This window comes from Enterococcus sp. DIV1767 (genome assembly GCF_050542585.1).
Classification (GTDB): Bacteria; Bacillota; Bacilli; order Lactobacillales; family Enterococcaceae; genus Enterococcus_D; species Enterococcus_D innesii.
Genome location: NZ_CP172936.1, coordinates 219150 through 234302 on the forward strand (window position 1 = coordinate 219150; position 15153 = coordinate 234302).

15 protein-coding genes are annotated in these 15153 nt (G+C 42.1%); 12 read left to right on the forward strand and 3 right to left on the reverse strand.

The window, feature by feature from the left end; translation table 11 throughout:
* Positions 1–47 precede the first annotated feature (47 nt).
* Positions 48–1043 carry a tagatose-bisphosphate aldolase gene (gene lacD / locus IGI78_RS01045; RefSeq protein WP_288362199.1) on the forward strand — a complete coding sequence of 332 codons (996 nt, stop codon included), beginning with the start codon at positions 48–50 and terminating at the stop codon, positions 1041–1043.
* Positions 1044–1323: 280 nt separating this feature from the next.
* On the forward strand, positions 1324–1812 hold the full coding sequence (locus IGI78_RS01050) for a GNAT family N-acetyltransferase (RefSeq protein ID WP_195265511.1): 489 nt from the start codon (positions 1324–1326) through the stop codon (positions 1810–1812).
* A gap of 170 nt (positions 1813–1982) precedes the next feature.
* Here IGI78_RS01050 and IGI78_RS01055 read toward each other — a convergent pair whose 3' ends face one another.
* Positions 1983–2930 carry an HNH endonuclease gene (locus IGI78_RS01055; protein ID WP_195265509.1) on the reverse strand — a complete coding sequence of 316 codons (948 nt, stop codon included), beginning with the start codon at positions 2928–2930 and terminating at the stop codon, positions 1983–1985.
* Positions 2931–3385: 455 nt separating this feature from the next.
* Between IGI78_RS01055 and IGI78_RS01060 the strand changes: the two genes are divergently transcribed.
* The 4 genes from IGI78_RS01060 to IGI78_RS01075 all read left to right on the forward strand — a co-directional run bounded on the left by IGI78_RS01060 (position 3386) and on the right by IGI78_RS01075 (position 9057).
* Positions 3386–5152, forward strand: a complete 1767-nt coding sequence (locus IGI78_RS01060; RefSeq protein ID WP_195265507.1) for a DUF2264 domain-containing protein — start codon at positions 3386–3388, stop codon at positions 5150–5152.
* The gene (locus IGI78_RS01065) at positions 5127–5954 is read left to right on the forward strand and encodes a hypothetical protein (protein ID WP_195265505.1); all 828 of its coding nucleotides are present in this window, start codon (positions 5127–5129) and stop codon (positions 5952–5954) included. Before IGI78_RS01060 ends, IGI78_RS01065 begins: the two co-directional genes overlap by 26 nt.
* Before the next feature lie 150 nt (positions 5955–6104).
* Positions 6105–7268 (forward strand): glycoside hydrolase family 88 protein, encoded by a 1164-nt coding sequence (locus IGI78_RS01070; protein WP_195265503.1) that lies wholly within the window; start codon positions 6105–6107, stop codon positions 7266–7268.
* A 13-nt stretch (positions 7269–7281) separates the two neighbouring features.
* On the forward strand, positions 7282–9057 hold the full coding sequence (locus IGI78_RS01075) for a glycoside hydrolase family 35 protein (protein ID WP_195265501.1): 1776 nt from the start codon (positions 7282–7284) through the stop codon (positions 9055–9057).
* Between the two features lie 24 nt (positions 9058–9081).
* Here the strand turns inward: IGI78_RS01075 and IGI78_RS01080 are convergent, their stop codons facing one another.
* On the reverse strand, positions 9082–9789 hold the full coding sequence (locus IGI78_RS01080; protein ID WP_195265499.1) for a GntR family transcriptional regulator: 708 nt from the start codon (positions 9787–9789) through the stop codon (positions 9082–9084).
* Between the two features lie 190 nt (positions 9790–9979).
* On the opposite strand from IGI78_RS01080, the gene IGI78_RS01085 reads away from it, so the two are divergent.
* The 3 genes from IGI78_RS01085 (at position 9980) to IGI78_RS01095 (ending at position 12664) form a co-directional block, all read left to right on the forward strand.
* A complete protein-coding gene (locus tag IGI78_RS01085) occupies positions 9980–10942 on the forward strand; it encodes a PTS mannose/fructose/sorbose transporter subunit IIAB (RefSeq protein WP_195265497.1) in 963 nt (320 codons plus the stop codon).
* 140 nt (positions 10943–11082) lie between these two features.
* On the forward strand, positions 11083–11871 hold the full coding sequence (locus IGI78_RS01090) for a PTS mannose/fructose/sorbose/N-acetylgalactosamine transporter subunit IIC (protein WP_195265495.1): 789 nt from the start codon (positions 11083–11085) through the stop codon (positions 11869–11871).
* Positions 11855–12664 carry a PTS system mannose/fructose/sorbose family transporter subunit IID gene (locus tag IGI78_RS01095; protein ID WP_005226799.1) on the forward strand — a complete coding sequence of 270 codons (810 nt, stop codon included), beginning with the start codon at positions 11855–11857 and terminating at the stop codon, positions 12662–12664. The genes IGI78_RS01090 and IGI78_RS01095 overlap by 17 nt, the downstream gene beginning before the upstream one ends.
* Before the next feature lie 465 nt (positions 12665–13129).
* On the opposite strand, the gene IGI78_RS01100 is transcribed toward IGI78_RS01095, so the two are convergent.
* Positions 13130–13603, reverse strand: a complete 474-nt coding sequence (locus IGI78_RS01100; RefSeq protein ID WP_430618201.1) for a hypothetical protein — start codon at positions 13601–13603, stop codon at positions 13130–13132.
* Positions 13604–13918: 315 nt separating this feature from the next.
* Between IGI78_RS01100 and IGI78_RS01105 the strand changes: the two genes are divergently transcribed.
* The 3 genes from IGI78_RS01105 to IGI78_RS01115 all read left to right on the forward strand — a co-directional run bounded on the left by IGI78_RS01105 (position 13919) and on the right by IGI78_RS01115 (position 14775).
* Positions 13919–14092, forward strand: coding sequence for a hypothetical protein (locus tag IGI78_RS01105; protein WP_430618202.1), 174 nt, complete (start codon positions 13919–13921; stop codon positions 14090–14092).
* Between the two features lie 98 nt (positions 14093–14190).
* Positions 14191–14523 carry a hypothetical protein gene (locus IGI78_RS01110; RefSeq protein WP_430618203.1) on the forward strand — a complete coding sequence of 111 codons (333 nt, stop codon included), beginning with the start codon at positions 14191–14193 and terminating at the stop codon, positions 14521–14523.
* A gap of 18 nt (positions 14524–14541) precedes the next feature.
* Positions 14542–14775 (forward strand): hypothetical protein, encoded by a 234-nt coding sequence (locus tag IGI78_RS01115; RefSeq protein WP_430618204.1) that lies wholly within the window; start codon positions 14542–14544, stop codon positions 14773–14775.
* The last annotated feature ends 378 nt before the right edge of the window (positions 14776–15153 follow it).

Here is a 15153-nt window from a genome sequence, read left to right on the forward strand (position 1 = left end):
GTGAAAGCGGTTGATTCTTTGGCATGGACAAAAAAGGAGGAATTTTAATGAAAGCAACCGTAACGAAAGCCAAAAAAGCAGCGATGGATCGCCTGTCAACGAAAGAAGGAGTGATCGCAGCTTTAGCAATCGACCAACGAGGTGCCTTGAAAAAAATGATGGCAGCACTTGGCGTGGAGGCTGATGCAGAAAAAATCAGCCAGTTTAAAAAGCTAGTCTCACAAGAATTGACCCCTTACGCGTCTTCCATTTTATTAGATCCCGAATATGGGTTGGCAGCTGCGCAAAGTCGTGATCCAGAGGCGGGGCTTTTGCTGGCGTATGAAAAAACCGGCTATGATGCGACTAAGCCGGGACGTTTGCCTGATTTATTAGAGGAATGGTCGGTTGAGCGATTAAAAGCAGCAGGCGCCGATGCCATCAAATTTTTGCTTTATTATGATGTAGATGAAGCTACCCAGATCAATCAGTTGAAACACGTCTTTGTGGAACGACTCGGCAGCGAATGCCAAGCCGCTGATCTGCCCTTCTTTTTAGAAGTCCTTTCCTATGATGCTAAGCTGCCTGAAGTCGACTCAAAAGCATATGCGCAACGCAAACCAGAAAAAGTCATCGGATTGATGAAGGAATTTTCGAAACCACAGTACAAAGTTGATGTGTTAAAAGTGGAAGTACCAGTCAACATGAATTATGTGGCAGGTTTTGCCAAGGAAGAAGCTGTGCATACCAAGGAAGAAGCTGCCGCGTATTTCAAAGCGCAAAGCGATGCGACGCATCTGCCGTTTATTTTTCTCAGTGCAGGCGTATCAGCCAGCTTATTCCAAGAAACACTGGTTTTTGCCAAAGAAGCCGGTTCCACCTTCAATGGCGTCTTGTGCGGCCGGGCAACGTGGAAAGATGGCGTTGAACCCTTTGTAAAACAAGGAACAGAAGCAGCCAAAGAATGGCTAGCAAGTACCGGAAAACAGCACATCGAAGACTTGAATGAAGTGATCCAAAAGACCGCCACTTCTTGGTGGGACAAAGTCACGGTCGAAGAATAGCTTTTTTCGCTGTTTGACAAGAGAAATGGCCAATAATCAGACATCTTAAGGGCTTTTGAGAAGAAGTGGCAGGCTTCTGACTTAAGGCTTTAGGGTGTCTTTTTATACCTTGACAAGTTCGGTTATCATCGTAGGAATGAAACGTAAATAGGAAGAGGTTGCGAGAGTAATTTACGATGGGACTTGAATAGGATAAACTAGCAGTAAGAGCCATCAAATCCACCTGCTTCACTTTTGGTCGAAATAAGGTTCAATAAACCTACAAATAAAGGAGTTCCTTATGAACGAGTATACGTTTCATTCCGTCACGTCAGAAAACCAACAAGCTGCCTATAGCATTTATCAGAAAAACCAGGCCTATTTTGCTTTAACGAAAGAGACACCTTCCATTGAACAACTCATGCGAGACATGACTGTTCTACCGCCATCCGTGGCTCAAGAGCAAAAGATATTTTCTATCATTTATTATGATCAAAAACCAATTGCTGTTATGGATTATCTTGTTGATTATCCGCAAGAGGGTACTGCTTATATTGGGTTGCTGCTGGTTGGCGAAAGGCGTAAGAGACACGGGCAAGCTATTTATCAGCAAATAGAACAAGACTGGCGCTTAAAAGGGATTTCTCTCGTTTCTCTCGCTGTTATTGAAGAAAACACAGCCGGTAGATCTTTCTGGGAGAGTCAAGGATTTAAAGAGACACGAAAAGCCGTGACAACAGTCAGTGATCAGGAGGTAAGTGTGGTCTGCTTTGAGAAAAAGATGAAATAGATACCTAAAATAGAAGCAGCTAGGATAAAAGTAAATAACGTCCAATAGTTACCCTAAAGAGAATTATTAAACGTTATATCAAAGATACTTAACTAAATTGAATTATAAAAAAGAATTTAGATTTTCAGCAAAGGAATAAAATCCTATTTTAAACACTCCATTTATGGGGCTTATCCTATAAATATATTTTTTAAATGGTATGTTAAAAATTCTTTATTTAAATCTCCTCTTTTATATGCTAATTCCTTATTATGAAAAGGATTGTGCGGGTCTGTATGAATAATTTTTTGTGAGTGAACGTCTATTGCAATTGCCCCATAATCAAATTCAACATGGTGGTTGGGACAAAGTATAATAATGTTACTCTCAATATCTGGCCCTTGATGAATACCCCCAAGTTTTTTTAAATGATGTCCTTCGGAGTAATATTTTTGTTTGGACAATGAAATGGATTTACCGCAAATTTGGCATTGATTATTGTATTTTTGCTTCATTTTTTTAACAAGAGACGTGTCCCTAACAATCCTATCGATAGTTGTTTGAATCCGGGCAACCTGCCCACCACTTCCCACACTAAGAAGTTCTTCTGAATCACCTTCACGTACAATATTTTCTGATCTCTGCTTGTTTTCGTTATAGTAGACCGGTTTTTTTATATAAGGAGTTAAGATTTCTAATAGCTCATTACTAACAGGCGCCAAGTATTTCTGTGCGGGTTGCATTCGCACACCTGTTTCCGTATAAAAAGATTTTTGAGGCGCTATCGCTTTTAATGCGTCTTTGTTCTGATCGATAACTTCCTGTAAAAAAACTTTGTCCTGAAATTCTGTGTAGTACTTTAAGGGGATTTGATAGTATTCGTCATATCCATCCCAATTAGCTGGGATCGGTGGCGGACTTGATAAGATTTTATAGGAACCAGCAACTTGAGAACATCCCCATAATCTATGATTGACATTTCGTTTTTTGTCTTTGATAGAATGTAAAATCATATCCCCCTCTTTGGGTTTCCTCATAATTGTGTTCCATGATGAAGCAACGGGACTCCATAAAACCTCTCCTAGCTCCCAACCTTCTCCTCCATGGATGGGATTAGACAATTCAATATATACGGCCATCTGCGCACTCCTTTCTGCTACTATGGGTATTTATTCAAATAACGAATTCTATTTTATTATAGACAATCATTCTTCTTTCGTCATGTCTATTTGAATCAAAGTTTTTTGTCTTTAGTATATTATCAATACTTAGAAATATTCGAACTGAAAAAATGTAAGAAATGTTTATCATGTGATGGATATCTATAGTATAATTTCAGGGAAATTTTTTATGAAAAAAAGTCACGAAATCAATGTTGATTTATAATAAATTCCTCATTTTATCTAAGTTAACTTTCGCCATTTCTCCAATCACTTTCCCATAGCTTCAATTCCTCTTTTTTTCTTAATAGGTTAAGTCAAAAATTCCACAAAATCTTTTCTCATTTTTCAGCAGTATTGCCAGCAGAAGATCGCTTGATAAAAAAGCCGTGGCTTGCTATTCTGTTCTGTAAATTGATAGAAGGAGATGGCGTATGAAGCAAATGGCAATCAAAGAGAATCCGTTTTTGACGCGTCTGGATTATCGGCGGGCATTGGAAGACATGATCGCTCCTTTGCGAGAAGCGATCTTGGCAGATGACTATCCAGGATTGAATCTAGGTAGCAGTGGGGCCGTGTATGACCGAACACGGGCTGAGATGGAAGCGCTTGTGCGTCCTTTGTGGGGGCTGGCGCCTTATTGGAGGGGTTGCCCAGATGATCCGTTACGAGCAGCTTACGTAGAAAAAGTGATAGCAGGGACAGATCCTGAACACGCATTTTACTGGGGAAGGATCACGGATTATGATCAATACATCGTGGAAGCAGCCGCATTGTCATTGACCCTATTGTTGCAAAAGGACGCTTTTTGGACAGCATTGCCGCAGAAGAACCAGCGAAAGCTAGTGGCTTGGCTATCCCACGCACTTGAGTGCAAGATTCCTAAGAACAACTGGACATTCTTCAAAGTGTTGATACGCGTTGCCTTGTTTCACTGTGGGGAACCGTTGGCAAAAGAAGCATTGTCCCAAGAGTTGGCATTGATCGATTCCATGTACATTGGCGATGGTTGGTATGTAGATGGGAAAACCACGCAACGAGACTACTACATTCCTTTTGCGTTTCATTATTATGGCTTGATTTACGCTACATTTATGCAAGACGAAGACCCAGAATGGGCGCAGCGTTTTAAAGAGCGAGCCACGCTATTTGCCCAAGACTTCGTCTATTATTTTGATGAAGACGGCGAAGCCTTGCCCTATGGCCGCAGCTTGACTTATCGGTTTGCGCAAGGGGCGTTTTTCTCGGCGCTGGTTTTCGCAGATGTCGAAGCGATCCCATGGGGACAGGTGCGAGGACTACTGGCGAAACACTTGCGCAATTGGATGGCGCAGGAGATTTTCACTTTCGATGGTCGCTTGTCCATAGGGTACCACTATGAAAATCAAGTGATGGCAGAAGGGTACAATGCACCAGGCTCGCCTTACTGGGGGCTTAAGACCTTTTTGCTTTTAGCGGTCGCAGAAACGCATCCTTTTTGGCGGGCTGAACCTGAGCCAATCAAAAGAGAGCCACAAAAACGGATGGAAAAAGGCAATATGTTGCTGGTGCACAATGAAAAAAGCCATCATCTATTAGGGTATCCTGCGGGCTTGATGCTGGAGCAGCAAGCCCATGCTCAAGCAAAATACAGCAAATTCGTCTATTCGAGCAAATTTGGCTTCAGTGTGCCGAAAGCCGGCGTCACGTATGCCGAAGGCGCCTTCGATAACACATTAGCTATTGCTCGAGATGGCAGCTATTTTCGCACGAAGGGCGCAGTCATGGATTATCGAGTGACGGAAAAAGGCGTCTTTTACCAATGGGCGCCCTTTGAGGAGGTAGTGATTGAAACTGAGATTTATCCATTTGGTCAGTGGCATGTGCGCGTGCACGAGTTGACGACGACGATTTCGTTGGACCTTCGTGAGGGCGGATTTAGTGTACCGCTAACTGGACGGTTGCCTCAGGCCCAAACAGGACCGACCTGGAGTCGAGTCAGTGAAGAGGGCTTTTGTTCTCAAATCATCAACATCGAAGGCTATCAACAAGCCAGTATTGTTCAGCCAGAAGCCAATACCTCCGTCTTTTTTCCAAGAACCAGTTTTCCATACTTAGCACAACATATTCCGCCAGGGAAGCACCGTTTGATTTGTTTAGTCGGTGGTATCGTAGAAAAAGAAAGGATCGATCCAAATGATTACGCTAGCAATAAAAAATAAGCAGGACCAGGTGATCGTCGGTCGCATCGACCATGAAAAAGAACCCGCGCCATTTCAAGTTTCTGGTGATGATTTGGCCGTATTAGCCATTAAAAACTATCCCTATGAGGAAGGGGATAAGATCGTCGTTGAGGTGACGGGGGAAAATCCATATTATGTCCTTCAGCTTGATGAAACCTTAGCACCATCACTGATCTATCTTTCCCAATCCACTTGGGAATATCAGATCCCTTGGACGGAATCTCATCGAAAGTCCTCGGTGGAAACGGCCTTTGCCTCGCAGCGCCATCACCTGATGGTGCGTAAAGCCCAGGCGTTTGAGATCACGAATTATCAAAATTTATCTTTCAATGCCCATGATCAAAAGTCAGCGACAGGGGCGTATCCTCATGCTTCAGCGAATGTGGAGACGCGAGATGATTCCGTCTTTTTTGCCAAGAATGCGATCGATGGAAAATATGGCAACCGATCCCACGGGTCGTATCCGTTTGCTTCTTGGGGCATCAATCAGCAAGCCGATGCTGCATTGACCATTGATTTTGGTCGTCCCGTCTTGATCGATCGGGTTCGTTTTCTATTACGGGCAGATTATCCCCATGATAGCTATTGGACCAAAGGGACCTTGGTCTTTGCTGATGGAGAAGAGCTGGTGGTGGAAACGACAAGTACGGCGTCTTTTCAAGAAGTTCGTTTTCCGAAAAAAGAAACGACTAAGCTGACCTATAAAGAGCTGCAAAAAGCAGAGGATGATTCCCCGTTTCCAGCTCTTACACAAATCGAAGTATTTGGTTGGAACTGTTAAAAAAAAGGACAAGAGCATGACAGGTCTGCATTTGTGGGCAGCTGTCATGCTCTTTTTTTTTAGGAATCAAGGAAGGAAGGTCGCTTTTTTTGTGCGTTTACGTTATAATGATTTCAGTTAATATGTTAACAAGTTAAGGAGAGGGTAAACATGCGTCTGCAAGAGAACAAACAACGCTTGATCCTGTTAGGAGAAAAAGTGACCGATGTGTGGCTAGCGGATAAAATCACCGCGTGCATCCAACAGATCGAAAAAAATAGCCGGCGCTTTGGCGCACAGTTTCCTTCAGCCTGTGCCACCAATGGCAAATATCGGCTGAAAGGCAACGATGATTGGACCAATGGCTTTTGGACCGGGATGTTGTGGCTCGCCTATGAGTGGACCAAAGAAAAGAACTTTTTGACTCGAGCTATGGAAAATATCGACAGTTTTCAAACGCGCTTAGACGACCATTTTGTATTAGATCATCATGATATTGGATTTTTATATAGCTTATCTGCCGGTGCGGGCTACAAGATCACTGGCGATGAACACTGCAAGCAAGAAGTCATTCAAGCAGCAGATGTTTTGCTGGCACGGTTTCAAGAAAAGGGGGAATTTATTCAAGCATGGGGCACTTATGGCGACCCACAAGAATACCGCTTGATTATTGATTCGCTACTGAACTTGCCGCTTTTATTTGCAGCAACCCAATTGTCGGGAGAGCCTCGTTACGCAGAGGCCGCGAGTAAGCATTATCAGACAGTCCGAAAGACCGTCATCAAAGATGACGCCACCACCTTTCATACGTATTATTTCGATGCTGAAACGGGGCAGCCAAGTCACGGTGCGACGCATCAAGGAAACAGCGACCAATCGATTTGGGCACGAGGGCAAAGCTGGGCGATTTTAGGGCTTCCTTTGAACGAAAGCTACCTGCATAGCCAGCCTTTTCCAGAAAATTATCCGCAGATCGTGGAGGTGTTCTTAGCACATTTACCCGCAGATCTCGTGCCGTATTGGGACTTTGATTTTAACGACCAACATCCTGCTGAAAAAGACAGCTCTGCTTTAGCGATTGCGGCTTGTGGCTTGTTGGAAGCAGAGAAAATGGGGGCGTATCCTGATGCCCAAAAAATCGCTAAAGGGATGCTTTACCAATTAGGTGAGCAGTATGCAGCGAGCCAAGTGCCAGAAAATGAGGGCTTATTGCTGCATGGTGTGTATGCTCATGCGGAAGGCAAAGGCATCGATGAACCCAATCTTTGGGGGGATTATTTCTATTTAGAAGGATTGATCCGATTGGCATTGCCTGATTGGCAAAGATACTGGTAAAGGGGAAGACGACATGCGAACGTTTGAGATAAAAGAAGATTTTTTGTTAGATGGAAAACCAATCAAATTGATCAGCGGAGCGATCCACTATTTCCGCATGACACCGGCGCAATGGACAGATAGCCTCTACAATCTAAAAGCACTGGGAGCTAACACAGTTGAGACCTACATTCCTTGGAATCTCCACGAACCTCGTGAAGGAGTCTACGACTTTGAAGGAATGAAAGATATCTGTGCTTTTGTAAAGCAAGCCCAAACGCTTGGCTTGATGGTCATTTTGCGGCCTTCCGTCTACATTTGTGCTGAATGGGAATTTGGCGGGTTGCCAGCTTGGCTGTTAAATGAACCGATGCGGTTGCGCTCAACCGACCCACGCTTCATGGCAAAGGTGCGCAACTATTTCCAGGTCTTGTTGCCAAAGCTTGTGCCGTTGCAGATCACCCATGGGGGACCCGTGATCATGATGCAGGTGGAAAATGAGTACGGCTCTTATGGAATGGAAAAAGCGTATTTGCGCCAGACCAAGGAGTTGATGGAAGAATACGGCATCGATGTACCCTTGTTTACCTCAGATGGGGCATGGGAAGAAGTACTGGACGCTGGGACATTGATTGAAGACGACATCTTTGTCACAGGCAATTTCGGCAGTCGTTCCAAGGGAAATGCGGCTGTGATGAAAGAGTTTATGGCAAAACATGGCAAAAATTGGCCCATCATGTGCATGGAATATTGGGATGGCTGGTTCAACCGCTGGGGCGAGCCGATCATCAAGCGAGACGGTCAAGACTTAGCTAATGAAGTCAAAGAGATGTTAGCGGTCGGCTCCTTGAATCTCTACATGTTCCATGGAGGCACGAACTTTGGCTTTTACAATGGCTGTTCCGCTCGGGGAGCGCTGGATCTACCACAAGTGTCCAGCTATGATTACGATGCTTTACTGACAGAAGCAGGAGAACCTACCGACAAATACTATCAGGTACAAAAAGCCATAAAAGAAGCCTGTCCCGAAGTGTGGCAAGCCAAACCACGGACCAAGCAATTAGCGGCATTAGGAACCTTTCCCATCGAAAACAGTGTCTCATTATTGGCTATCAAAGATCAGCTGATGGCACCGCAAGAAAACATGTATCCACTAACAATGGAAACTGTCAGCACAGGCTACGGCTATTTGCTCTATTCGGTTCAGTTAAAAAACTATCATCGAGAAAACAAACTAAAAGTGGTAGAAGCTAGCGATCGGCTGCATGTTTTTACCGACGGCCAATTACAGGCGATCCAATACCAAGAGACGCTAGGCGAGGAGCTGTTGATCCAAGGGGCACCAGGTAAAGAAACCATCGAGCTAGATGTCTTAGTGGAAAACTTAGGGCGCGTGAATTACGGGTTTAAATTGAATGGGCCTACACAAGCCAAAGGCATCCGTGGGGGCATCATGCAAGATATTCATTTCCACCAAGGCTATCGTCATTACCCAGTGACGCTTTCCGCAGAGCAGCTACAAGCCATCGATTATCAAGCAGGAAAAAATCCGACACACCCCTCCTTTTATCAAACGACCTTCACGCTGACAGAGGTAGGAGATACGTTTATCGATTGCCGTGGGTATGGCAAAGGCGTCGTTATCGTCAATGGCATCAATCTTGGTCGCTATTGGCAACGTGGCCCCGTGCATTCCTTATACTGTCCGAAAGAATTTTTGAAAAAAGGCAGCAACGAAGTCGTGGTATTTGAAACCGATGGCGTTGAGATCAAGGAACTCGTTTTCTGTGATCAACCTGTCGTAGAATAAAAAAATAGAAGTAGAGACCCAAATTTACGCGGGCTCTACTTCTATTTTTGTTTTGAAATATTTCCAGTGCTTGTAGCTGACGATGTATTCAGCGACACTTCCATCTGCTAAATAGGAGTGCTTGACTTGTTTGACCGCAGGCTCTCGGAAGCTCAGTTGCAATAAGTTCAACAATTCAGCGTCATCAGGAAAGACGATTTCGTTGGTTTCAACAGAAGCCAATGAGAAAAGATCGATCGCAAAGTCTTTTCGGACCCGCTCATAAACACTGGCATATCGGTTGAGGTTTTTGGCGATCGGTTCTTTCATCAGCTTCTTCGGCAGATGAGTGATATGAACCAAGAAAGGAACATCGCTAAAATAGCGGACCCGTTTGATTCGGTAGTAGGAAGCACTGGCAGCCAATCCTAATTCTTTCAAAATCTCTGGGTCATTTCCTTCTTCCACCGCAAGGACCTTGACCTTTTCTTGGTCCAGTGAATGCAGCTCAATGTCGGAAAACTTCACACTCTGAGATACTTTTGCTTTTGAAACAAAGGTCCCTTTGCCTTGGATGCGATACAGATAGCCAGCACTCGTCAATTCATTCAACGCTTTGACTGCCGTGATCGAACTAACAGAATACATCCGCTTGATATCCGCCTCTGAATAAAACTTATCCCCAGGTATGAATTTATGGTCTTTGATTTCTTGTAAAAGATCTTGCTTGATCTGCTCATACTTTGGCAACACAGTGGTTTCCCTCCATTCCATATGAATACATCAAGCATAACATGTTAAATCCTTTCCTGCCACTTAATTAGTGTAGAAAATTCGTTGTTTTCCAGTCCGTATAGGCCTGAAAAATAAAATTCAATATGTTAAGATATTAGGTTTACGAATAGCCTGCCATGTGGTATAGTATGCTTACAAGGAACATAACATGTTAAGTGGGGCGACCTGCGGAGTAGGAGGGAAATTAGTGGAAAACATTGTATTGATCAGCCATGGCGGCATGGCAGAAGGGGTCAAAAGTAGTCTGGAGATGATCGTAGGCCAGCAAGCAAACGTTCACACCGTTTCATTACGACCAGATAGTGACAATCTGCAATTTGAGAAAGAATTGAACGAGAAAATGAAAGCCCTTAACGGTTCAACATTGATTATTGCGGATCTATTAGGAGGAACCCCGTGCAACGTTGCAGTCAAGAATTATTTAGAGGATGACGAAGTGGCGATTTTCGCTGGAATGACATTGTCCGTAGTGATCGAGGCAGTCGTCAATCAACGAGCGACGATCAAAGAGCTGCTTTGCTTAGCCAAAGAAAACATCGTTGATGTCAAAGCAGGGATGAACCAAGCAGAACAAGAGATGTTAGAAGAAAAGCAAGAGGAATTAGGTGATTACAGTGCGTATGCTGGGCAAGAAAATATCGTCAATAGTCGGATCGATGAGCGCTTGATCCATGGACAAGTCGCCGGTATCTGGTCCACCAGTTTAAACACACAACGGATCATCGTAGCCAATGATGAAGCCGCCGCAGACCCATTACAAAAATCTTCTTTACGAATGGCAGCGCCAACTTCGATGCGACTTTCCGTCCTTCCAGTGGCAACGGCAGCCAAAAATATTCGTGCCGGTCGTTATGGCAAGCAACGGTTGTTTTTGCTTTTCAAAAATCCCCAAGATGTTTTGCGTTATATTGAAGCAGATGGACCAATCAAAGCGATCAACGTCGGCAACATGAGCTACAAAGATGGTGCACGGGAAGTAACCAAAAGTATTCAAGTGCTGCCAGAAGAAGAACCAATCTTTGAAGCGATCGCCGCAAAAGGCATCACCGTCACGGCACAGCTTGTACCCAATGAACCATCGATCGACTTTATGAAGAAATTACGAGGATAAACCAGGCAGGGATTGAATCGAGGAGAATATGTAGCGGAAGATTTGTCAAAAAACGAGTGTTTTTCACGATTTATCTGAGGCGACATAACGATCGATAACTAGCCAGTTAAGACTCGTTCATACAATTAGGAGGAAAATTCATGCATTTAGCAGCGTATCAAATCATTCTTATTACTGTTTATGCTTTTATTGCTATTAATGATTCACTTATTTCCAATACGTTGACCCAACCAGCAATCGCCGGAATGATTTCTGGAATGATCATGGGGGACTTAAAGACCGGTTTGATGGTCGGTGGGACCTTGCAGTTGATGCGTTTAGGGATCGCCGCATTTGGTGGTGCATCCGTCCCAGATTATTTTACTGGCGCAGTACTGGGGACAGCGTTTGCCGTGATCTCAGGAAACGGCGCGGAATACGGCATCGGCTTAGCAGTTCCAGTGTCCTTACTGATGCTACAACTGGACGTCGTGGCCCGTTTTTGTAACGTATTTCTACTACACCGGATCGATAGAGCCATCGACAACATGCAAGTCAAACGAATCCCACGGTTAGTTTTATCGGGTTCTTTCTTATGGGGATTGTCACGGGCGATTCCGATTTTATTGATGCTTTTAGCTGGAGATGCAGTCGTTACGACGATTACCGATAACACGCCAGAATGGCTGATGACCGGACTAAAAACCGCTGGTGGCGTCTTGCCAGTCGTCGGGGTAGCGATCTTATTGCGCTACTTGCCAACCAAGCACTACATTCCTTATTTGTTATTAGGCTTCTTTTTAGCTGCGTATCTGCAAGTACCAATGCTCGGCGTTTCCATCATCGGACTTGTAGCAGCAATGTTAGTCTTTAAACGTGATAGCGAAAAAGGCACGGTTGCAACGGCAGCTGTCGGAGATTTTGAAGGAGGATATGATGGCGATGAGTGATCAAAAACTGACAAAAAAAGAGTTGAATACCATTAGCTGGCGCTATATTTTGGCAAGCCAATTAAACTGGAACTATGAGCGAATGATGAGTTCAGGCTACCTTTACGGCATCCTGCCCGTCTTGAAAAAATTCTATGGCCATGATGAAACCCAGCTGCAAGATATGCTGCGGACCCATAATCAGTTTTTTAATACTAATGCGATCTTTGGGAACTTGATCATGGGGATCGATGTCGCGATTGAAGAACAAGACGGACACAAAGCCAAAGAAACGATCATCGCCTTGAAAACGGCCTTGATGGGTTCCTTAGCCGGTGTCGGTGACTCCTTGTTCCACGTGATTTGGGGAACGATCTTTGGTTCTGTTGCTGGCACATTGGCACAAAACGGTTCCGTCGTTGGTTGTGTCATCTGGATCATCGCCAACATCGCGTTACTTTTTGGTCGGGCAGCGTTGCTTCCCCTAGGTTACAAACAAGGGGTCAAATTAGTGACGACCTTGAAAGACAAATTATCTGCCTTCACCAATGCCGCAACCGTTTTAGGGGTCACAGTGATTGGTGCCTTGATTCCCTCTGTCGTTAAAGCGACCGTTCCTTTTGTCTATAAAAAAGACGGCGTCGAATTAGTGATCCAAGACACGTTGGATGCCATCTTGCCATCCCTTGTACCTATCTTGCTCGTCTTGCTGACCTACTGGATGCTAGGCCAAAAGAAACTAAATTCCACTCGAGTGATTTGGATCATCTTGATCTTATCGATCGTTTTGAGTGCGTTTGGTATTTTGGGTTAGGCTTCGCAGTAACAACTGATAGATAAGAATAGGTAAATAGAAAAAGAGTGTGGAATATTTTTCCGCACTCTTTTTTTATAAAATAATTTGTACGTTTTTACTCGTAAAGAATTTAATTCAATCGGAAACATAGAAAAAAATAAATTTGGTCATTCCCTTTTTGCTCGTCTACTAATATTTTGATGTGTATTGAATATCTGTTGGACAGAATCAAAATAAAAAAAGACAGAAACCAATGATACATAAGGTTTCTGTCTTGTTGAAGATTACTCCCACTCGACTATTAGCAAATAAATGATGTGGACACTTTTATTGGGTAAGGCTATTTTGATTTTTTTGAAGTACACTGAAAGTACTTAATATGTCATGGTTGGTTACCGAGTGGTTACCATCAATGATAAATTTCATTGGTAAAAAAATAGAATTAATTGAAAGTCTGATATTATCAGGCTTTTTTTTATTACATTATTCTCCACCGAAGCTGAAATATTCCTTGAGTGGAGCAAAATGAGCGTACACTTCATTTCCTTTTTCTTCATATGCATCAAAAAGTAAGTCAACATCTTGTTTACTATAGTTGTAATTGGTTTTGTTACTTAAATTAGCAATGAGTCTCATATCTTTAAATACTCGATTCATTCTTGTTTCTGCAATTCTTCTGAACCTTGCTCGTTTTATTTCATTTATCTCATCGATATCTGATGAGTTTTCAAAATGAAAACTGGTTTTTACGTTATTTGATATAGTCAGCTCTGATTGGAAATAAGATTTCACTTCATTTCCTTTTTGATGATATTTAGTGAAAAGCTCATCAATATCTTGAGAGGTGAAATAATACTGTCCTCTGTTAGATAAATTTGCAATTAGATTCATATTTTCAAATATTCGATTCATTCTTGACTCTGCAAGCCTTTTAAATTTTTGGTTTCGTGTCTCCATAATATCCTCCAAAGTATATGTATGCGTACCTTATTATATATCTATAAAAATATATGGTCAATTAAAAGTATCTTAAAGTATATATAACTATATATACATAATAAAATGACTAATATAATAAAAAGGTTTGAATCGCAAGGTTATATATGATAATATTGTGTCGTAGTAAAAAACATCTTATTTTTAAAATATATAGAAATATATACTTAAAAAGCGGATGAAAATCGCCTTATATAATTGGAGGAGTGTAGAGTATGAAGGATTACAAGTTCATTAAGCAAATCATTGAAGAAGAATTAGAGGAAGGTGGAGGCAATGGCATTTGAAACACAAGATGGTAGAGAGATTAAAGTTATTTCGATTGAAGTTACTCGACTACAGGAACTTTTTAATGATTATTCAAAAGATTTCCCATATGAGTTGTTATCTGTGTTGGACTTCCTTGAGCTTGATATCGTAAATTCATCGACTGTTTTAGAAGTACAATAAGATTGATTATGTATACAACTTCTTGCAGGGGCTCACCCATAAAATCAATTAAAAAATGTTAATTTAAAAAATAATCGCTAAAGAAAGTAGGAACTATAATGAAAACATTCATCGAACTATGTAAAGAAGAAGAAATTGATATTCCTAGAGATATTAAAACTGCTAAACGATTACAACGTTTCTATACTGGCTACTCAATAGCCTTTGTATTAGACGAGGCTAGTTTACTTTTATTGCAAGCTACTTTGCCATTTGAAAAGTGCCAGTATACCTTTTTGAAGAGGATGGCAGAAAATATACTGATTGCCCATCGTCAAAGACATCGTAAGACTGATGAGTCAAGACTCGATTTGATGAAAAAAGAAGATTATCATGGATACCGCAATAAATCATTTTACTATTCAAATCATAAAAAAAATGATGTTGATTAAATTTGTGGGGGAAGAAAAATGAAAAAACATATTTGGAAGTGGATGACCATCATATTGCTAGTTTTTATCGTGGGAGTGTCAGGATTTAGCTACTATACGGGATATATCATGCCGGATACTGGTGGCAAAGAAAAGATACTAGATACCTATTATCACTTTGATACTATTATCCCTATTGGGTTGTTATCAATCTTGGTATACATGATATCAAGTCAAATAGAAGGGAAGGAAAAAAATGAAAAACTTTTATAGAAATTCAACGTGGGTGCTGTTACTTTTAATAGCATCCTTTGCTTCACTGAGTGGAAATGTTACGTGGACTATCCAATCTTTTAATGTCATAGAGGGATTGGAGGCTATGTTAATGTTGTCACTGATATTGCTAGTCGCAAATCTACCAGAGATAATTTCAAATGCATTAATAATTAGAAAAGGTGAATTAAATGAGTGATAAATTTAAGGCTAACCTTCTGTTCATTCTAGGAATTGTACTTTTACTAATATCAATTGTTGTAGAGTCCCTTCAAATGCCACTGCTAATCCTAGGTGCTTTAATACTCTTTGTTTCATTGTACTTCGAGGTAAAACTAAGATTTGCAGCTTTGATAGCATTTTTTAAAAGAATGTAGG